The organism is Blastomonas sp. RAC04 (assembly GCF_001713435.1).
GTDB lineage: Bacteria > Pseudomonadota > Alphaproteobacteria > Sphingomonadales > Sphingomonadaceae > Blastomonas > Blastomonas fulva.
In genome coordinates, this window is record NZ_CP016461.1 from 12817 (window position 1) to 31473 (window position 18657).

Genomic DNA, 18657 nt, shown 5'->3' on the forward strand with positions numbered 1-18657 from the left:
AGAAAGCAAGGTGAATGCAGCGAGTGAAGTGATAGCGGATCGCCTCATGCTGGAGGATCTTGGGCAACGATTTTTTGCTCTTGAGCCTCCGCGGCTTCCTTCGCCTTGTTGACGCAGACCAATGTTTCGGGTGTCGCAGGCACCGATGTCTTTTGATTAGCAGTCATCATCTGTTGGTTCATTGAGCCGCTGACGAACATCCAAATCTGGTTGATCGCAAGCTTTTGATTGCCAGACATGTACTTAATCAGCATCGGACGAATGAGGCCGAGGCTGGAGAGCGTTGAAGGTTCAACTTTTCTGATGGAACTCTTAACGACACCGTAGCAACCATCTACCGTTGTGATGCCAGGTACAGTTACATTCAATATCCCATTACGGAGCGTGACGGTATCAAAGTCTATCTTCGGCATGCCCGCCTCGGCGTCAGCCAGCGAGAGAGGCCCAGTTGCTGCTGGGGAATTCCTTATTTGTGCTTTGATAGCGTCACGCTTGGCGCCGGATTCTGGGCCCATCCAGACATCGTACATATAATAGTCATCAAGTGCCTGGGTGAGCGCGATTTCTGCGTCGTCGATCGCCTGGATCTTGGCTGGATCGGTTTTGAATTTCTCTCTTAGAGAACACAAATAGCCATTGACGATTGTCTCCGAATAGGCCTCTCGAGCCGCTCCGCCGGCCGCGGAAATCGAATATTCATAACCAATTTCGGCGGATGGTTTGTTTTCGCCAATTGCGCTTGCGAGGTCACTGCTTATCGCTCGCAAAGCTTGGGCTGACACGCTGGCGTCAATCTTTGCGACGCGGTTTGCGATTTCGGTCTTGTATCTGAATGAACAATCGCCTGCATAAGCCGCGCTGCTGAATGCAGATGCGCAGACGGCAGCAATCAACATCTTTTGCATGGATACCATGGGAAAGCCCCCCCTGTTATATTCGATCTGGCTCCTGCCAATCTGCATCATCAGTGCGCATATTCAATGACAATGCAAGAAAAACCAATGGCATCGAAGAGTCCGTTTGTTAAATCAGGTATGAGCATTTCCGTGTACGAGATTGCCAGCCATGGCTACGAGGATCATGGCGTGCGAGACGTCAATCCGCTTCTCATAGTCCTGGACCAACCCGCGGCATCGAATCACCCAGCCAAATTCCGGGGACAGCAAATTCCGGTGACAGTATCCTAGTTAGTGTCCGCAAATCGCCGCTCGCCTCCAAAACCCGCACGTCTGCACCCGGCCCGTCCTTCCCGCTCCCCGCCGCTATTTGCTTTCTATTAGGACGTCCCGTGTTTGGCTGAAATCCGCCGTCATAAGCTGGCCTCTGGAACGGCAGCTTTGTGCCAACTCCGGAAGTTCGGAAAATGGGTCGATTGTAGACCGGCGGCTTTTAGTCGGGAACCGTATTAAGCTGCCGTCCGCTCCGATCGGGATTTCGGGGCAGTAAAACGCCAGCCCTCGGGCGCACCTCCCCGTTTTAGTGAGCTTACCTGCCGAAGAGGCTGTGCTCATTTGGGAATACTTTATGCTGACTGTCCGCTAGCTTTTCGCTAGTCTGCGTCAGGGGAGTCGACATGCGCGTTATGGATGGTAAAGGGAAAGCTGCGCCGACGCGCACCTATTCCACCAAGACTTTGAAGATATTGTTCGCGCTGTCAGGCAACCAATGCGCCGAGCCTGGCTGTTCCGAACCGATCATCGCTTTGGCAACCCACGCCTCGCCGCCATCGGTCATTGGGCAGATCGCCCATATTTTTGCAGTCAGCGAAGATGGTCCGCGCGGCAAAGCGGGATTGACCGAGAAGGAGCGGAACCAGGCCGCCAACCTGCTGCTGCTCTGCCCAACCCATCATGTGAAAGTCGATACGCAATTCGAGACCTACCCTGCGCGAATGCTCATCGAATGGAAGACGCGGCACGAGAAGAAATATGGAGAGGCCGTCTCGGCTTCGATTAGCGATGTCGGCTACGCCGAGCTTGAAGTAGCGGCGCGGTCGCTGCTCAACGCGTCTGCCACCACCCGGCCCTCTTCGTTGGCGGTCATCCCGCCGCAGGACAAGATCGACAAGAATGGACTTGGGCCGACCAGCACGATGCTGCTGTCGATGGGTGCCGCCAAGTCGAGGGAGATCGAAGAGATGCTGATCAAATCGGCCCAGTTGGATCCCGCCTTCCCCAACCGACTTTGCGCAGCCTTCGTCGATCGCTATCACATGGCTAAGGCCGCCGACCTTAGCGGCGACGATATCTTCAACGAGCTCTATGAATGGGTGGACGGTGCCGCTAGCGACAAGGGTCGAGCAGCCGCAGGTCTGTGCATCATCGCGCACCTGTTCATCATCTGCGATATCTTCGAGAAATAGAGATCATGTCGGCGCTTCCCAGCAAATACATCCCGGTGGAATATTCGGTAGTCGGCGTCGCCGCCTTCCTACTTGCGGCGCTTCGCCACAACGACACCGTCTCGATGCTCTGGGACCGGGTGAAGCATGATGCGCGGGTTCGGACCTTCGATCGCTTCGCAAACGCCCTGACAATCCTTTTCGCTGGACGCGTAATCATGATGGAAAAAGGCGTCCTGCGCGTCGATGCTGGTTCGGAACCGAGCCTATGATCAAACGCATTTGGTCCGATCTTGCAACATTCAGGTCGGTAAGCTTCGCAGAAGGCATGAACATTGTGCTCGCCGACACCAGCGCGGATTCCGAGGAAACCGAGAGCACTAACGGTCTCGGCAAAACGACCTTGCTGCGGATCATCCATTTTTGTTTGGGGTCCGACTTCCGACGCGAGAAGACCCTGTCGCACCCCGATCTCGTGGGGGTCACATTCTACCTCGAAATCCGCATCGACGAGGCCGACTACCAAGTCTCGCGTAACACTGCTTCGCCCAAACTGGTATCGGTCAGCCGGGATTTTGTGCGCGATTTTCCGCTCGATTGGGAGCCGCGCGGCGATCAGGCCGTTCTCAGCGTAGAGGACTGGCGCGTTGCCCTCTCGGCACGGCTGGTACCCGAGGCTCGGTTGTCCGACGAACCGATGAAGTTCGTGCCAAGCTTTCGCGAACTCTCCTATTATTATATGCGCCTCGGTAAGGAGGCCTATTCGGAGCCGCAAACCGCCTATCGCGGTCAGTCCGGCCTGTCGCGTCGCATATCCTCGGCCTTCCTTTTAGGACTGAATTGGCCGCAGCAGCGCGAACTCTATACGCTCCAGGAAGCGAAGAAGAGCGTTGCCGCTGCGGTCAAAGCACTCGCTGACGCAGAAGCTGCCGATAATCATGTCAGCATCGGCGACCTCGAAGCCGACCGCGTGGTGCTCGAAGAGATGCTAGCTGAGCGCGAGAAGGAAATCGAAGACTTCAACATACGTGATGATTATTATGAACTGGAAAGCGACCTGCAGCGTGTAGATTCCGAGATCCACGGCCTCCTGAACGACAATCATACCGACGGCCGTCTGCTCGCTTATTATCAGGAAAGCGCGAGCGAGGTTCCGCTCTTCGACGCAAATGAACCGGTTGCGATCCTGCAAGATGCCGGCGCGCTGTTTCGCCCTGAGGCACTTCGCAGCATCGAGGAAGTTGCAGAGTTTCATCAGCGGGTTTACGCGAACCGGAAGCAGTTTCTGCAAGCCGAGATCACACGGCTCAAAGACCGCATCCTTTTCCGCCAAGTCGAACTGAACCGTGCGACTAAAGAGAAAACGTCGGTCCTGAAGCTCCTTCAATCGAGCGGCGCGCTCGATGCGCTGGTCGCGCTGCAGCGCGGCGTGTCCGAAGCGAGCTTGGCTCTGGAATCACTCAAGTCGCGTATCGAGGAGCGCAAGCGTTTCGATCGAAGGCAGGATGACCTGACGCTCGACATAGCCAAGGCGCGCACCCTCCTGAAGCAGGATCTCGATGATCGGCGCGAGATGATCGACGAGGCGATCGCCTTGTTCGCAGACTACACCCGCTCTCTTTATGGTGTGCCGGGCCGGCTTGGCGTCGACGTCAACCGGGAGGGGTACAAATTCTCCTTTGCGATCGACCGCAAAGGTAGTGACGGTGTGGATCAGATGGTCGTCTTCTGTTTCGATCTGGTCGTTGCGACACTGCGCGCACGGCGAAGCGCCCATTTCTTATCGCTGGTCCACGACAGCAGCATGTTCGCAGATGTCGACCAGCGACAGTATGGGCTGGCTCTGCAGCTCGCGCACCGCGTCTCTGCCGCCGAACGCTTTCAATATATCTGCAGCCTCAATGTCGGGGCGCTACCCACGGAGCATTTTGGCGACTTGGAACTGGATCCGCTAATCGTGCTTCGCCTCTCGGACGACGGCGACAGGGGGCGCTTGCTCGGGACGCGGCTCAAACCCCGCGAGACCTAGGCGATGTTGCGGCAGCTTTCGGGATCCCAGAGGTGCCAGCCCAATGACCGCTTTTAGGGCGCTTTGCTGAACGACCGTTTTGCCGGTTCCTGAAGTTCGCCAAATGGGCCGATAGCTGAATGGCGGGATCTGGGAGGCAAGTAGCTGAAAGCAGCCGTCCGATCTGCCAATCGGCAACGGCAGCCCTCGACCCAGAGCTGGTCGTTCAGTTCGGCCACCGTGGGTGTCCGCTTCTGACAGAAGCTGCCGATCAGATGTCCCAAAGCGGCCAGTCAGCTTAGCGGCCCCTTTCCGACATCCAGCGGGACAAGACCACTTCTCAAAAGCGGACTGGTGTTTAGTCTCTTTGCATTCCATCGTTGCGATAGCGCACGAGCGAGCCCTCGTCGTCGTCGAGAGCAGCGAGGATCAGGTCACGCATCGGTGGCGCGACACGGATCGCGCGCTGGTCGAGATCGATCAGTTCTCCTATTGAGGTATCGACCTCGACCACGGCCACGACCAATCGGTCGCTGACCTCCCCTCGCATGTTAACGGCGGTGACGCGCACCTCGACACTGGCTACCGATCCGGTTGCCTCCGTCAGTTCGAGGATAGCGCTCAACGTCTGGGTCCGCCCATGCCGGAAGTCTTGGCAGCGGAATTCGACTTGGACATCCCGGTCCTCAGACTCCTCGACCGCGAAGCTGGTCCGGTCGGGTCGTATCAGCTGGCGAGACAGTTTAGGTATGCGCGCTAGCAAGCTGTTTTGGGTGGATGGCGGCGGGGGCCCGAACATGTCGACCAAGAACGGCTTTGCGTGAAGCTGGGAATTGCCTGCCCGAAGCTCGACGCTAACATGCTCGGCAGCAAGCGCACCTGCGTTTTTGACGATGATCTCGATCGGGTATGCCGAAAATTGTCGTGCTACCCCCATATGAAGTGCGGGGATGTCACGCTCCCGCATTTCCTTCTCGTAGAGATCATATTCTTCATCGTAGTTGGAGTTGATGTGGATACCCGTCGAGTAGAAGCCTCCGGTCGGCTTGCGCGCATTCTTGGTCAGGACCATCTTCGAAACAGTATCCATCAAGTCGGCGGGTATGGGCTCAATGCGATGTCTCTTGAGCGGCTCGGGGTCGATGGCGCGGATCGAGACGCGGAGTTCCGGTTCGGTAGTCTGCAGTAGCCGCACGCGTTTTTCCAGTTCGGCTACACGTCGATCGGTCGGAGAGGGTTCTGGCTCCAGCAGCCAAGACTCATTAGGCTTGAACGCGCGGAGGCCGTGGCGACGGGCTGCGGCGCGCGGCCGGCTGTCGAAGCTCATCAGTTCGATGCGGCGGGGATCGTCGACCAGGGCGTGCAGCGCCTGTGCGACGATCCGATCGTCGCCGTTATCCCGTTCGAGGTCGTCGAGCGGCGACCAGTCAATCGTCCGGTTTGCAACGTAAGCAATGTCGATGCGGACGGGCGCCGCGACGATGGTCGCCGGCTGGCCCGTCTCGATCGACGGGTCGAGCTGCCGGTTAACATTACGCGCCCGCTGGCCCAGGCGGCCGTCACGCTTGCGCGCGTCGATCTCCACGCTGACCTGCGGAAGGATGAGGAGCAGCACGGGACCAGCCGTTAGCGCCTGCCAGTCCAGCTGCTCGAGGGGGCGGGCCTCAAACACCATCTGGGTATCCAGGGCGAACACACGGTCATAGGCGTCGGTGGCAAGGAGATCGCTCATCGCCGCAGTTCCTCCGCCACCGCGGAGAAGTATTCAGGGTAAGCCCGCAGCGCAGCCGCCATGCCGCCGTTCGGAGCTCGGCAGGCAGCACGCACGCCCGCCCTATCGATAGCGAGCGGCCAGATCGTCCCAAGAGTCGTCGCCACGACCCGGTCTGCGAAACCGGCTTCGTGCATGGCGATCGCGGAGGGTAACGCCAGCCCGTACTTCACCCGCTTCTGAAGGTAGCTGAGTGCTGCGTGCAGGTTTCCGTCGACCGGCTCGACCATGTCTGTGATCGCGGCGACGAGCATCGCAACGTCATAGCCGAACCCGCCATCCCCGAGTGACACGGCATCCTCCACCGTGGGCTTCCGGTTAGAGATGCGGAGTGCGTCGTTCTCCTCCATGATTTGCAGAAGCTGCGCGTAGCTGCGCCCATCCGCCCACGCGGCGAGGAGACGAGGCAGGCAGGTGCGGTCCGACATGCTCCGGATGGAGCGATCGCTCGCGTAAGGAAGCACAGCCGCGCCGACGAGCTCGAGCAGGGTGCCATCCAGGTTCGCCTCGTTCATGGTGTCGAGGTTCGCAGCCACCCAGGCTTGGAGTTCCGCAGCGACCGATGGCGAAAGCGGCGAACGACGAATGATGCCCTGAAGGTTGTCATCGGCACTAGCCTTGATTGACGCGGCGATTGTTCTGAAGGTCTGGATCAGTGCGGTTCGCGTGGGATCGTCCGCGAGGAAGTAGCCGAGCGTGTGGGTGGCGAGTTCCTGGACGCGATCGTCCGCGGCGGGGTCTTCGAAGTTCATGTTCGCCACGAGAAAGGCGGCGATCTGCTGAATCGCATGTGCGCGGTCCTCGATGAATAGACGGAACTGCGCGGCCGAGATGAGGGGCTGGATATTCATCGCCTCCGCCACGATCTCCTCGATCCTGTCCTGATTGGCGAAGGCGAGGTCAAGCCATTGTGCAAGCATGGGCTGGACCACGGGCGGTGCCCCGCGCTGCTCGAACGGGTGAAACAACTTGAGCAGGCCGCTCAGGCTCGGTTCGGAATTGCCGGCGTCGAGCAGGTGTTTCGCGGCCTCCCACTTCCACCCGTTCTTCTGGGGCCCGCGCTCGTCAAAAATGGCTGGCGACGAGAATATGACGCTTCCCTCCGTATGCATACCAGCGCGGCCAGCACGTCCCATGAGGTTGTGGAAGTCGCGCACCATGATCGATTCCGCACCCTGCTGCGTGGTGGTGATGACGAGGTATCGGATCGGAAAGTTGACGCCTTGGGCCAGCGTCGATGTACAGACTACGAAGCGCGCGTGACCCCGTTTCATGGCGTGCTCCACCGCCAGCCGCAGACCGTGTGGCGTGGCGGCGTGATGCGAGAGGACACCCATCCTGGTGGCCTGCGTCGCGGGGGTCTCTCCCAGATGGAGGCTTGCCAGGAACGCTAGCTTGCCCACTTCGTCCGCGTTGGAGACGGCGATCGGACGTGGCACGCCCAGACCCCGGTCGTAGATCTCGATCATGCGTCGCGAGAGGCGGGTCACGCTGTCCTTGCGACCGCAGAAGATCGCGACGCTGCCGTTGCCGACGAGGTGAAGACCGAGGAACAGCCCGATGTCGCCGGAATCTTTCTCGGGGAACACGCGGGCGGTGCGCTCGCGTCCCCTCCTCGCCAGCGGCGTCGTAGTGATGATGCGCGGCACGAAGTATTCGCGCTCGTCCGGATCGGTCGGGCTGACGTATTCCAGGCGTCCGCGAGCATCCTGCCAGCTGGCGAATGCGATGCTCTTCGCGGTCGGCAGCAGACCCGCGCCGCCGATCACGGCGTCGCGGTCGCCGATCAGCCATCCGGCGATGTCGGCTGCGTTGCCGATGACGGCGGAGATGAGCACCGATTGCGTGCCGGGCTTCAGCTTCATTCGCAGGGACGTCAGCAGCAGTTCGTAGGTCGGACCGCGGGCCATGCCATCGAACTGGTGGCCCTCGTCGTAAATGATCAGCCCGATCGTGTCCGCGAGTTCGGGGGCGCGGCGTAGCATGTAGAGGAGCTTCTCGGGCGTGACGATGAGCACGGTGTCGCCCGCGATGAGCTGCTCCAGCTCGAGATCGAATTGGAACGCGTCGCTCGCCTCGTCGATCGCGATGGCGTCGTCGGCGAATGCGGCGGCGAGGTCTCCTCGGATGTCGTGGCAGAGCGACCGGTAGGGTGCGACTATGACGGCAAGGTTCGCGCGGCCGGACAGGAAGGCGGCGCGGATAATGAGCTCGGTCGCCCGGGTCTTGCCCGCGCTGGTCGGCATCTGGATGACCGCCGAACGACCCTGCAGCAGTCCTGCTTCGGCGATACGCTGCTGGGCTGGCCACAGCTCGGTCGGGAAAGCGGGGCGCGTCAGCGCCGGCCGCCACGCTTCCAGGGGCAAATCCGACGCTGGAGGGAGCAGCGTGCGCGAGGCGTTGTCGATCTTGCGGCGGCAGAGCGCGGCGACCAGGTCCGCGTAGAGCAGGATGCGCGGGTTGCGACTGGCGTAGCCCACCGCGCGCAGCTCCGAGGCACGCTCGACGACCTCGGCCGCTTCACCATCGAGCGCGAAGAACCGGTCGAGTGCGCTGAGCACGGGGTCGACCGATGCTCGCAGGTCATAAGCGCCTTCGATTGGGCTATGGTCCCCGCGAAGGATGCGGTGGACCATTCGTCCGAGGCCGCCGGCAAGGTCCAGCTCGGGCAGGTCCATCTGGCGCACGATGACCACCGCGCTGCCGACGTTGCCACCCAAGTAGTAAGCGCAGGCGCACAGCAGGGAAAACTCGGCGGTCAGCTCTTCGTCGAGCTTCGCGTTGAGGAAGGCGTCGAAGAAGTTCGACACGAACCGCAGGGCCTCCGCGACAGGAAGGTCATGGTCCCATGCCGCGGGCCGCGCTTCAGGCGCCGCCAACGCCTCCGCGGGACCAAGTGGCGAGCGCGCGATGGTGGCGGCGACATCGCCGAGTATCCCTACAGCAAGCGAGAACAAAGGCGTGGGGTCGCGTCCCTCAATGAAATCCGCCTGGGCGACGCGGAACTCGTGCATCTTGGCCGTCGATCTCGTGGTCGACAGCACGATCCTCGAGTTGCGTTCAGGCCTCATCTGCCGCCCTCTCGTACAGCGCATGGACGAGATCCATCATGTCGGCGCCCTGGATCACGATGAGCCGCAGGCGCCTCGCGTTGCCATGTGCGGCGGCATCGACCGCGGCGAGGTCAGTCGTCGCGAGGACCCTATCGTCCAGCACGGCGGCTGCTCCGTTATAGCGCGTGAACGGCACGTCCGCTTCGTTCTGGAATCGCTGCACGCGATTGACGCTGGCCATCTCACCGCGGTCGAGCATGCGCTGCTTCAGCGCATTGAGCGTCATCGCCTCGCGTAGCGCGTCCTTGAGCGAGTCCGTGACGGCGTCCTGCAGGCGGTTGGCGGCCGTGGCCGTTAGGCCAGACTTCGCCTCCACCACGAACAGTTCGTCGGCCGGGTTCACCCTGCCATCCGCCACGAAGCGGAAGCCGATAATGTCCGCACCCTTGGTCGAATCGTTACGGTTGAAGCGGCCCTTGTAGCGGTCGCGGGGACACCAGTACCCGAGCACGAACTCGAGGTAGTCGGCTACCAGGATCTCGGCGAAATCGCCCGACCGCGTACTCGGGCCGGGCGGTTCGTTGCGATCGGGGAAGACCACGTCCCGCACGTATTGAGGATGCGTCATGCCGGTGCCTGCGACGAGCGCAGGTAGCTGGCCATCGACGACATACTGCTCGCGAAAGTGAGTGGCCCAGGCAGAAAGCAACGCTGGGTCGTTCGCATGGTTCAGCGACCAAACTTCTACATCATGGCCGCTGGCGGTTTTAACCCGTTGGCCGGTGTCCTGAAGCCAATCAACGTGGGATGGCTTCACAATCAACAACCCTGCTCCATGTTGCCCTGCCACAAGTGTCCCCGGATATCCCTCCACCCGAGGACAACGCAAGAAATTATGCCGAGAACTTAATTCGTTTACCGAAAAGACTGACCCGCGCGTGTCGTACTATAGCTCTGCAGGTATGCCGAGCGACGATTGCCAAAGTCACACCTTGCCAAACATTCGCCGCTTGATGTCTGCCATCGCTAAAGCTTCGCCATAAGCTGTATGAGCGCTTACGGCCCATTGCTGTCGCAATGCCGAGCTGGCCAGATAAACGCTAGTTGTCCGCTCTTGGCGAAACCTGCCGCGAGACACACGCTAAGGGGATGACCGCAAAGTCCCAGGCCCGGCTGTTCGGGCCGATCGAAAACAATGTCCGCTTTCAGGCAATAGGTGCGCGAGCTTCAACGACCGATATTGGGGCGCAAAGCTGCCGTAAATTCAATCCGATGCTGGGCACCACGTTACAGTCTCTGAGATCCAGTGGTGAACTTACGTAGGGCAATTCAGTAGTCTCGTGCCCCCACCTCAACTGTGCAGCCGACGCTTCTGAGCTTCCGGTCTGCGGCGCGCCTGGCGCATCTCTCGATGGCGCCGCTGTTTGCCTCCGATAATGTTGCCGCGGCCTGGATGGCCTTCCAGCGCTCCGGATCGGAGACCAGAAGCAAGCGTTCTCCTGCTGCCCACCCGTTACGATTCAATGCCGACGTTGCCCGCTTTTCAGGCCACAGCCAGCTTTGTGGCACAACCCAGTCAATCGCAGGCAAGAAGATCGCCCCGCCCATCGCACCCAAGACAAGAGCTAAACCAGCAGCCCCGGCAAGCCATTGGTTGTGCTGCCGCACCGTTCGTACCGAGCCCGTTATCCTGGCGAGCGCGCTGATCGCATTCTGAAGATTGATGTGGACAGCAGCCAAAGCCAGATCGGCATCCTTGCGCACCTGCCGCCCCGTCGCCTCGATCTGCCGACCAATCATCTCGGGTGTCAGTGCCAGCGCGGGTTTCTGCGCCAACGCATCGATCGTCTCACGCAGGTCTTCGCAGCTCTGATGGATCAGCGCCAGGTCCTCGCCATAATCGCGCCCACGCAGATCCTGTTGCCGCTCAGCAACCCCATCGACCGCCGCCGTGACGCCCGCCAGCCGCCGGGCAACAGCCTCCAGCGCCTGCTCAAGCGGGATTCTTTCGGCGTCAGGATCAAGAAGAGAATCGTCCATCCCGCATGGCTACATCCCGATGCCGAGGCCACGCGAGAGGCCGAGAGATTTCTGGAGGTCCTGAGACAGCGTTTTCGTGCTCATGGCGTCCAGCCCTAGCTGCGGACGGCGAGCAGCCAGCACCGACTCAAGCTGCGGATCGCGCTCCAGCCCTTTGGCCATGTCGACCAGCGAGGCCCGCACCTTGTCCGAAGCAGCTGCGCTGCCACTCTTGCGGAGCGCCCGATACTGCTCAGACTGTCGCTGCCACTGATCCACAAAACCATCGGCCCGCCGCTCATTGGCAGCTGCAACGCGCTGCGCCTCGATGCGCAGCCGCGATTGCTGCTCCATCGCCTGGATGGCACGGTCCGTGCGGCCCTTCACTGCCTCAGGGATCAGGCTCAAGTCCCTGTTCACCGCCTTGCGCAGATCACCAAAGCTGTCGGGCCTCAGCGCATTGAGCTCCGCCCCGGCCTTGTCCAGCGCGGTCCGCTGCGAGGCCAGCGGCTGAAGCCCCTTGTCGCGCATGGCGACAATGTCCTGCGCCACCCGCGCAAACCGCTGCACGGCGTTGTCGAACACCTGCTTGTCGCTGACCTTTTCCGGCAACGCGACTTTCCTCCTCGTCTCCGCCGCTGGCTCGCGCTGCTGGGCGACCGATGCACCCTTGAGCAAATCAGCCAAATGACCGCTACGGCTGACCTTGAGCCCGGCACGCGTCTCACGTTGCGGCTGCTGCTCAGCCGCCTTCTCCGCCTGCCGAGCGTAATCGCTTGCCATATCCTTGACCCGCTCGCGGCTGAGCGTGCGGGTAAGCGCCTTGCGATCACCAAAGTCATCCTTGCCGTAATGCAGATCGACCTGGGAACGATGACGCGACAGCGCAACATAGGCCCCATGGCTGTCCATGCCCGGCGTTGCCAGAAGCTTGACCTGATCGACCGTCATGCCCTGTGCCTTGTGGATCGTCGCTGCATAGCCGTGATCCAGATGCGCATAGTCTTTCAGATCGAACGCAACCGCCTTGCCATCGTCGAGCTTCACCGACATGCGCAGAGAGCTGACACTCTCGACCGTACCCAGCGATCCGTTCTTCACGCCGAGCGATCGTTCGTTCTTCAGGAACATGACGCGGTCGCCATCCGCAAACTGCCGCGCGCCGCGCTCGACCTTCAGCGCAACGTCCTCGCCAAGATCACCGCTGGCGCGAACCTTCTCACGCACAGCTTCGTTAAGCGCCCTGACCTCGTCATTGGTGTGCGTCAGGATGATCCGGCTGGCGTCCGGGTTTGCCTGCCGGTCGCGATCCCAGGCATCGACAAGTTGGCTGCGCGCAGCTTCGCGTGTCTCGGCAACATGGACATGTCCTGCTTCCTCATAGCGACCAAGCGCCTCGCCCGTCCTGCCGATGGCAAGCTCGCGCGTCGCCTCGCGCTGCCAGTCGATCTGTTGCCGGCGGATAGAAGCGATTTCCACCGCGCCATGCCGTTCCGCAGCAGCGCGGAATGCAGCGCCCGCCTCGATCGCCTGAAGCTGCTGCGGATCGCCTACCATCACGACCTTGGCACCCTGCTGCTGCGCATGCGACACGACGCGCTCCATCTGGCGGGTGCCCAGCATGCCTGCCTCGTCTATGACGAGGATGTGTTTGCTGGTGAGCAACTCCCTGCCCTGCCCCCATTGATGCTCCAGACTGGCGAGCGTGCGAGATGGGATGCGCGAGCCGTGCTCAAGGCCTTCGGCTGCAATGCCGGACAGCGCCGCCCCCTGCACCGTATAGCCAGCGCGCACCCATGCCTCGCGCGCCACACCCAGCATGGCGCTTTTCCCCGTTCCGGCATATCCAATGACATTGCTGACGCCCTTTGCCGATGTGACATGCTCCAGCGCGCCGCGCTGCTCGGCGGACAGGTCCATTCCCCGCGCCTTTGCATTGGCCAGCGCGACTTCGCGATAGCGATCAGGAACGGCGTGGCTGCGGCGTGCCTCGAGCCGGATCGTCGCACGCTCCAACCGCTGTTCGGTCTCGATCATATCGCGCGACGTGAACCGGTCGTTGCCCTTGCCGTCCTTGCCCAGCGCCAAGATGTCGGGCGCGTTCTTGACCGCCGACATCACAGCATCGAACTGCTCCTTGTCGGCGCTGTGCCGGTGCGCGAACATTGCAAGGTCGCGCGTCGTAAACGTCGCCTGCTGATGCGTGATCGCGTTCAATGCAATGTTCGGATCGGCGATGATCTTTTCGCCGTTCGAACGCGCAATATCCGCATGCTCTGCCAACCGCTCAGGCGACAGCCCCTCGCCTGCCATGCGCGAAGCCGCAGCGCCAATCTTGGACTGCGGCTCCAGGTCAATGCCCTGTGCTGCCAGCGAGCGGTGATCGATCCGCGCATCGATATCGAGTTCGGCCATGCGCTGGTTGGCATGGGTGGCCCATGCTTCGCGCCAATGGGTCAAGAGCTCGGTGCGGTTCCAGTCGCGTACCTTTGGGCCAAAGGTCGTACTGCCGTCCTCGGCTACGACGATCTCGCGCATGGTCAGCATGACATGCGCATGTGGCTTGGCCTCGCCATCTGCGCCGATATCCCAGTGCACATTGAGATCGGCGATCATGCCGCGATCGACAAACTCGGCTTTGACAAAGTCCCGTGCCAGCTCGATCGCCTGTTGCTGTGTCATCTCCCTTGGCAGTGCGAACTCGATCTCGCGCGCCAGTTGCGCGTCCTTGCGCACCTCGGAAGCTTCGACATCGTTCCAGAGCTTTTCTCGGTCGGACCAGGCTTCATTGGCCCCTTCTGGCAGCATGATTTCGCTATGGACGACACCGGCCTTATTGGTGAAGTCGTGCGTCCGCCCGAGCCGGTCATCGTGCAGCCTCTCGCCTGCGCGATAGGCGGCAGCCGCGAGCGCAGACGATCCTGCAGCGCGGGAGATGGCTTTGGCCGAGAAGTGATAGATCGCCATGGCGACATACCATTTACGGCATTTTGCGCACGTCGGCACGACGTATAAGCGCGCCCTCCCCCGATTTGATCGCGCTCGAGATGACGGGGTCTCACGATGACCCAGCCTGTTGTCTGCGGGATATGGGAGGGATAGCTGGTTGGTCCTTCACCGACAATCGAAGGATCGAACCCCATGCGCAAACCACGCGATTACGACGCCGAGCTGCAAGCCCTCAACGACAAGGCAAAGCAACTCAAGACCCGCAAACAGACGCAGCTTGGCGAGCTCGTCATTGCGACGGGAGCCGATGCGCTTGGGACAGAAGTTCTCGCGGGCGTTCTGCTCGCCGCGATCGGCAATGACGACCCATCACGAAAGGAGGCCTGGCGCAAACGCGGCGCTGCGTTCTTTCAGGGTGCAACCAACACTCGCCGATCAGCTGGCAAAGACACTGGTGGCACACATGCGATCGATCCAGGCGCGCAACCGTCTGCTGGCACACCGGGCACAGCATGACATGCGAGACTGGCGAGTGAAGCGCCGCGAACGCACGCGCCAGCTGATCGAGCTTGGCGGGCTCATCGCCAAGGCAGAACTGATCGAGCTCACGGGCGATGATCGAGCCGTGATCTTCGGTATGCTGATCGAAGCAGCAGCGAAACTCCAAGGCGACAACCGCGATCAGCAGCTGCTGCTCTGGCGCAGACGAGGCGCGCGGGTGTTCAAGCAAAACCAGTTGGCGGAAAGATCGTAATCGCGCATAGGCAGCCCCATGAACGGGGCAATCAACGAACTGGTGCTGGGCGTGCTCGAACGCGCGCCGCAATGGGTCAGGCAGGATCTACTATCGGCTGATCCAATCGTACGCGCGAGAGCCGAAGAGACGCTGGCAGCAATGATCTCTAGCGCGCTCGCCGAAAGTCAGCCGATACACAGCAGCGACGACGCAGACCTTTCGGCAAGCTGACCTGCCTTAATTGCTTATCGTCTTCTTGGGCCTGCTGCCGCGCCCGCTCTTGCCGAGCCCAAATTCCTTCGCCAGCGCGCTGCGGCGCGCCGTATAATTGGGCGAGACCATCGGGTAATCCTTGGGCAGGTTCCACTTCGCGCGGTATTCGTCTGGCGTCATGCCGAACTTGGTCCGCAGGTAGCTCTTCAGCATTTTGACCTGCTTACCGTCTTCGAGACAGACGAGGTAGTCGGGCTTGATCGACGCCCGGATCGAGACAGCTGGCTTCTGGTCCGGCAGCGGTTCCGGCTCCGATCCCTTACAAAGGCCGGAAAGAGAGGCGTGGACGCTTCCGATAAGCCCGGCGATATCGGATATCGCGATGCTGTTGTTGCTGACATGTGCGGCAACAATATCAGCCGTTAGAGTGACAAGCATTTCGGTTTCAGCCATCGACAATCCTCTTGATCAGAGGCTCATTCATTGGCCTTTTGTTCGAGTAACGCAATACGCTCCGAACAGATTGCGTGAACCGCACGGCCAAGTTCCTCGACACAGCCGCCAAGCCAGAGCAGTTCCTCTTCGGTGATGCGGTAATGCTTCGAATAGCGCGCCTTCACATAAGCCTCTTTAAGCTTCTCGAACCGGGCACGATCGATGCGCGTATCGCGCGGCCAGGCATCAACCAGACGCATGTCGATGCGCTCGGCCTGCGTGCGCAGAAAGCCGAGATTGTGCACGTGCGGCGTGTAGAACGTGCAGACCAGCAGCACGCAATGATACAGGCGCTCCACGCCCTGATGCAATTCGAACGCGGCTTTCTTGTATCGTCCACGTTCGGTGTTTGAACGGAAATCGTCGAAGAACTCTCCGGCGCTGGGATACCATTCTGAGAAGTACTCCTTCGCCATTGCCATCGCCTGCTCGGGCGTCTTGGGCTTGGGCGTATGCAGCGCGCGGTCGTCGGCCTCGTGCAAGGCGATGCCGTCCTTCGCCACATCCATGAAAAAGTATCGGCCATGCGCGAGCCCGTCGTTCACCTCCTGAAGCGTGTGCACGATGAAGTTGACCGGCGTGTGCAACGTCCGGTCGATAGCAAGCTCGCGGATCAGCCGGTCTTCCAGCTTCAGCCAGTAATCCACACGCTCTGTCAGCCGCTTGTCGTTGACGATGATCAGAAGATCGAAGTCGGACCGGTAGCCCTTGGCGGTATGCGGCTCATCAACCCAGCCGCCGCGCGCGTAGCTTCCGTAGAGGATCAGCTTCTCGATCCGGCCCTTCTTCTTCCACTGATGAGTGGCGAGCGCAAGCGCATCTTCGAACTCTTCGAAGATGATCTGCTTCACGCGCTCAAGCTCGCGCTGCTTGTTTGCAGGAAGATGATCGATGTCGGTTCGCATGGCTCTGGTCACCCTGTAGATGCACGGGTCGATTGGCAAGGCGGAAGCTGGCACTCATCGCCAGAACTGCCACCACTTGTAGTGGCGTTCGTGCATGTGCCGGTCGAGGATGCGCAAGGCGCCTGCAAAGTGATGTTCGACGTCTGAGACGGTGATCCCGTGCATTGCTGCAAGCTCTGCGTAGCTGCGCTCATCGACGCGGATGCCAAGGAAGATCTCCCGCTGCATCGGCGACATGTGATCGACTGCGCGCTCGGCGCGGCGTAGCTGCCGCCGCTGCGCTCGGGAAAGACGCGCGCTCATGCTGCGTCTCCCGAGAAAGCCAGCAGATAGTCTGCTGCCTTGCTGGCCGCGCTCGCGGCGCGGAAAATGGCCTTGTCATCTTCGCGAAGGACGGTGAGCCAGGATGCGATGTAATCGCTGTGACGTACGGTCGGTGCAATACCGAGCGATGCGCAGGTGAACGCGGCTGCCATCTCGGCGACAAGCTCTTCGCGGGCATAGGGTGCAGAGCCAAAAGCACCCTTCTGATCGCGGTCCAGCCTGCTGGCATGGCCGGTCCAGTGACCGAGCTCGTGCAGCGCGGTGCGGTACCAGTTGATGGGTTCCTGATAGGCCGCCTGCGGCGGCACCTGCACGAAGTCGTGTGCCGGGCTATAGAAGGCAGCATCGCCGCCGATGTTGAACGTCGCCGCGCTGGCACTGATAATTGCGTCGGCCTCAGTGATCGCAAGCACCGGATCGGTCGCAACCGGAGCTGCGGTCATGTCCTCGGGCAGACCTTCGCATTGGTCGATGTTGAACACAGTGAACCGCTTGAGGAAAGCAACGGTCCTGGCTTCGCGCTCTTCGCCGCGAGCCTGTTCGGCTTCGCTCTTTGGCGTGAACCGGTCGGCATAGCAGACGGTCGTGCCCTTCTCGCCTTTGCGGACATTGCCGCCAGCGGCCTTTGCCTGGCGATAGGTCAGCCAGCGCTGGGAGGCGTAACCTCTCATGACCACTTCGGCCCAGAGGATCAGGACGTTGATGCCTGAGTAGCGCCGGTCGGTTGCTGCGTTGTGCGGCATGGTGCAGCCGCAAAGTGATGTGTCCCAGGGCTGGACCCAGGGAAATCGTCCCTGCTCGAGCTCGGCAATGATGCGCTGTGTGACCTCAGTGTAGAGGCTGTTGCGGGTGGTAGTGTGTTCCATGACCTTGTCTCCTTCCATCCGGCCCCGGCCCGGAAGGGGCGCTGGGGGGCGGCGAAGAAGAGCTGGCAGCCACGCTGCAACGGACGGCGCGCATGCCGCAGGCACCGCAACGAAGTGTAGGACCCGACAGGGTTGAGCGCTGGCCTGGCGTGGCTAGAGGCGATCGACGGCCCCCGGTGTCCCGCCCGAGCGGTGCCAACGCCGCCGCGAAGCGGCGACCGCAGATGCGCTGCTGAATGCTGAAACACAATGAGATGCCGCGAGCAGAAATATTCTGCTTTCGCTGCAATCCCCGGCAATTGCTGGCAGCGCTCCCCTGCCCCATTGCTTGCGAAATCACCGCATATGGCTCGATTGACGCGCAGCGGCACATCGCCAATCTGGTCGCAGGCAGGGGCAAATCACATCACAGGATGGAGACAATGGCCATGGCATCCCATGCACCCGACAGGTTCCTGAGGCTCAACACCGTGCTCGATCGCACCGGGCTATCCAGGGCGACGCTTTACCGCAAGATCCAGGCGGGCACCTTCCCGAGGCAGGTCAAGCTCGCTGAGCGATGCTGCGGGTGGCGGGAATCTTCCATCGAGGAGTGGTTGAAGAACCCGATGTTTTATGAGGTCAGCGATTGAGCGGGCAGAGCCGTCCATGGCCAATACCGCTGGTAGAGGTTTGTCCGGACCGTGAGGACCGAGAAAGGCTGAGCGCCGGAGGAGCTGGGAACCAGTACCGCCATGTGATGTTCCGGAGAGCATATGCTACGCCAGCCCAGCATGTAACGCACGCTAGCGCTTCGTGAGGAACTGGTTCAAGAAATGGGACGATAGGCCTGCATCCTAAGGTTGATGCCATCGTCGGCCACAATAAAATTTGGACGCGACTTTTTGACGGCATCGCCAATGAGTTTCGAGCAAAGACTCTTGAAGTCCGGTTAGGCATTAATGTGCGAGGGCTGTCAGCATTGCGTGAAGAACTGA

General features: G+C 60.9%; 17 protein-coding genes. 7 read left to right on the forward strand and 10 right to left on the reverse strand.

From position 1 onward, the window contains the following. Positions 1-44: 44 nt before the first annotated feature. Positions 45-965, reverse strand: coding sequence for a hypothetical protein (locus BSY18_RS19480; protein WP_069052062.1), 921 nt, complete (start codon positions 963-965; stop codon positions 45-47). A 608-nt stretch (positions 966-1573) separates the two neighbouring features. On the opposite strand from BSY18_RS19480, the gene BSY18_RS19485 reads away from it, so the two are divergent. The 3 genes from BSY18_RS19485 to BSY18_RS19495 are packed head-to-tail and all read left to right on the forward strand — an operon-like array spanning position 1574 to position 4370. Further along, positions 1574-2362 (forward strand): ABC-three component system protein, encoded by a 789-nt coding sequence (locus tag BSY18_RS19485; RefSeq protein WP_150126404.1) that lies wholly within the window; start codon positions 1574-1576, stop codon positions 2360-2362. 5 nt (positions 2363-2367) lie between these two features. Further along, positions 2368-2613 (forward strand): ABC-three component system middle component 6, encoded by a 246-nt coding sequence (locus BSY18_RS19490; RefSeq protein ID WP_069052064.1) that lies wholly within the window; start codon positions 2368-2370, stop codon positions 2611-2613. Positions 2614-2669: 56 nt separating this feature from the next. After that, positions 2670-4370: a DUF2326 domain-containing protein gene (locus tag BSY18_RS19495; RefSeq protein WP_171900306.1), complete on the forward strand. Its 1701-nt coding sequence runs from the start codon at positions 2670-2672 to the stop codon at positions 4368-4370. A 337-nt stretch (positions 4371-4707) separates the two neighbouring features. Here the strand turns inward: BSY18_RS19495 and BSY18_RS19500 are convergent, their stop codons facing one another. The 5 genes from BSY18_RS19500 to traA all read right to left on the reverse strand — a co-directional run bounded on the left by BSY18_RS19500 (position 4708) and on the right by traA (position 14159). Next, the gene (locus BSY18_RS19500; protein WP_069052066.1) at positions 4708-6081 is read right to left on the reverse strand and encodes a hypothetical protein; all 1374 of its coding nucleotides are present in this window, start codon (positions 6079-6081) and stop codon (positions 4708-4710) included. Next, positions 6078-9164 carry a DEAD/DEAH box helicase gene (locus BSY18_RS19505; RefSeq protein ID WP_171900307.1) on the reverse strand — a complete coding sequence of 1029 codons (3087 nt, stop codon included), beginning with the start codon at positions 9162-9164 and terminating at the stop codon, positions 6078-6080. The genes BSY18_RS19500 and BSY18_RS19505 overlap by 4 nt, the downstream gene beginning before the upstream one ends. A 16-nt stretch (positions 9165-9180) precedes the next feature. Then, on the reverse strand, positions 9181-9990 hold the full coding sequence (locus BSY18_RS19510) for a hypothetical protein (protein WP_083231686.1): 810 nt from the start codon (positions 9988-9990) through the stop codon (positions 9181-9183). Positions 9991-10502: 512 nt separating this feature from the next. Further along, a complete protein-coding gene (locus BSY18_RS19515) occupies positions 10503-11213 on the reverse strand; it encodes a DUF6118 family protein (RefSeq protein ID WP_069052068.1) in 711 nt (236 codons plus the stop codon). 9 nt (positions 11214-11222) lie between these two features. Beyond that, a complete protein-coding gene (gene traA, locus BSY18_RS19520; protein ID WP_069052069.1) occupies positions 11223-14159 on the reverse strand; it encodes a Ti-type conjugative transfer relaxase TraA in 2937 nt (978 codons plus the stop codon). 174 nt (positions 14160-14333) lie between these two features. Between traA and BSY18_RS19525 the strand changes: the two genes are divergently transcribed. Genes BSY18_RS19525 through BSY18_RS19535 form a run of 3 tightly spaced genes read left to right on the forward strand, consistent with a single transcriptional unit; the run spans position 14334 to position 15108 of the window. Then, positions 14334-14657, forward strand: a complete 324-nt coding sequence (locus BSY18_RS19525; protein ID WP_069052070.1) for a conjugal transfer protein TraD — start codon at positions 14334-14336, stop codon at positions 14655-14657. A 1-nt stretch (position 14658) separates the two neighbouring features. After that, positions 14659-14895 carry a conjugal transfer protein TraD gene (locus BSY18_RS19530; RefSeq protein ID WP_171900308.1) on the forward strand — a complete coding sequence of 79 codons (237 nt, stop codon included), beginning with the start codon at positions 14659-14661 and terminating at the stop codon, positions 14893-14895. An 18-nt stretch (positions 14896-14913) separates the two neighbouring features. Continuing rightward, positions 14914-15108 (forward strand): DUF6771 family protein, encoded by a 195-nt coding sequence (locus tag BSY18_RS19535; protein ID WP_069052072.1) that lies wholly within the window; start codon positions 14914-14916, stop codon positions 15106-15108. 6 nt (positions 15109-15114) lie between these two features. Here the strand turns inward: BSY18_RS19535 and BSY18_RS19540 are convergent, their stop codons facing one another. Genes BSY18_RS19540 through BSY18_RS19555 form a run of 4 tightly spaced genes read right to left on the reverse strand, consistent with a single transcriptional unit; the run spans position 15115 to position 17680 of the window. Next, positions 15115-15543, reverse strand: a complete 429-nt coding sequence (locus BSY18_RS19540; protein WP_069052073.1) for a MucR family transcriptional regulator — start codon at positions 15541-15543, stop codon at positions 15115-15117. Positions 15544-15566: 23 nt separating this feature from the next. Next, positions 15567-16490, reverse strand: a complete 924-nt coding sequence (locus BSY18_RS19545) for a HEPN domain-containing protein (RefSeq protein ID WP_069052074.1) — start codon at positions 16488-16490, stop codon at positions 15567-15569. A 54-nt stretch (positions 16491-16544) separates the two neighbouring features. After that, positions 16545-16793, reverse strand: a complete 249-nt coding sequence (locus BSY18_RS19550; RefSeq protein ID WP_083231684.1) for a sigma factor-like helix-turn-helix DNA-binding protein — start codon at positions 16791-16793, stop codon at positions 16545-16547. Continuing rightward, positions 16790-17680 (reverse strand): ArdC family protein, encoded by an 891-nt coding sequence (locus BSY18_RS19555; RefSeq protein ID WP_236823526.1) that lies wholly within the window; start codon positions 17678-17680, stop codon positions 16790-16792. Before BSY18_RS19555 ends, BSY18_RS19550 begins: the two co-directional genes overlap by 4 nt. 428 nt (positions 17681-18108) lie before the next feature. On the opposite strand from BSY18_RS19555, the gene BSY18_RS19560 reads away from it, so the two are divergent. After that, positions 18109-18312: a helix-turn-helix transcriptional regulator gene (locus tag BSY18_RS19560; RefSeq protein ID WP_069052082.1), complete on the forward strand. Its 204-nt coding sequence runs from the start codon at positions 18109-18111 to the stop codon at positions 18310-18312. Positions 18313-18657 lie beyond the last annotated feature (345 nt).

Bases quoted from the DNA above. Each gene is read 5' to 3' on its own strand.
- BSY18_RS19480 (WP_069052062.1), bottom strand. From the start codon at position 965: ATGATGCAGATTGGCAGGAGCCAGATCGAATATAACAGGGGGGGCTTT.
- BSY18_RS19485 (WP_150126404.1), top strand. From the start codon at position 1,574: ATGCGCGTTATGGATGGTAAAGGGAAAGCTGCGCCGACGCGCACCTAT.
- BSY18_RS19490 (WP_069052064.1), top strand. From the start codon at position 2,368: ATGTCGGCGCTTCCCAGCAAATACATCCCGGTGGAATATTCGGTAGTC.
- BSY18_RS19495 (WP_171900306.1), top strand. From the start codon at position 2,670: ATGAACATTGTGCTCGCCGACACCAGCGCGGATTCCGAGGAAACCGAG.
- BSY18_RS19500 (WP_069052066.1), bottom strand. From the start codon at position 6,081: ATGAGCGATCTCCTTGCCACCGACGCCTATGACCGTGTGTTCGCCCTG.
- BSY18_RS19515 (WP_069052068.1), bottom strand. From the start codon at position 11,213: ATGGACGATTCTCTTCTTGATCCTGACGCCGAAAGAATCCCGCTTGAG.
- traA (WP_069052069.1), bottom strand. From the start codon at position 14,159: ATGGCGATCTATCACTTCTCGGCCAAAGCCATCTCCCGCGCTGCAGGA.
- BSY18_RS19525 (WP_069052070.1), top strand. From the start codon at position 14,334: ATGCGCAAACCACGCGATTACGACGCCGAGCTGCAAGCCCTCAACGAC.
- BSY18_RS19530 (WP_171900308.1), top strand. From the start codon at position 14,659: ATGCGAGACTGGCGAGTGAAGCGCCGCGAACGCACGCGCCAGCTGATC.
- BSY18_RS19535 (WP_069052072.1), top strand. From the start codon at position 14,914: ATGAACGGGGCAATCAACGAACTGGTGCTGGGCGTGCTCGAACGCGCG.
- BSY18_RS19540 (WP_069052073.1), bottom strand. From the start codon at position 15,543: ATGGCTGAAACCGAAATGCTTGTCACTCTAACGGCTGATATTGTTGCC.
- BSY18_RS19545 (WP_069052074.1), bottom strand. From the start codon at position 16,490: ATGCGAACCGACATCGATCATCTTCCTGCAAACAAGCAGCGCGAGCTT.
- BSY18_RS19550 (WP_083231684.1), bottom strand. From the start codon at position 16,793: ATGAGCGCGCGTCTTTCCCGAGCGCAGCGGCGGCAGCTACGCCGCGCC.
- BSY18_RS19555 (WP_236823526.1), bottom strand. From the start codon at position 17,680: ATGGAACACACTACCACCCGCAACAGCCTCTACACTGAGGTCACACAG.
- BSY18_RS19560 (WP_069052082.1), top strand. From the start codon at position 18,109: ATGGCATCCCATGCACCCGACAGGTTCCTGAGGCTCAACACCGTGCTC.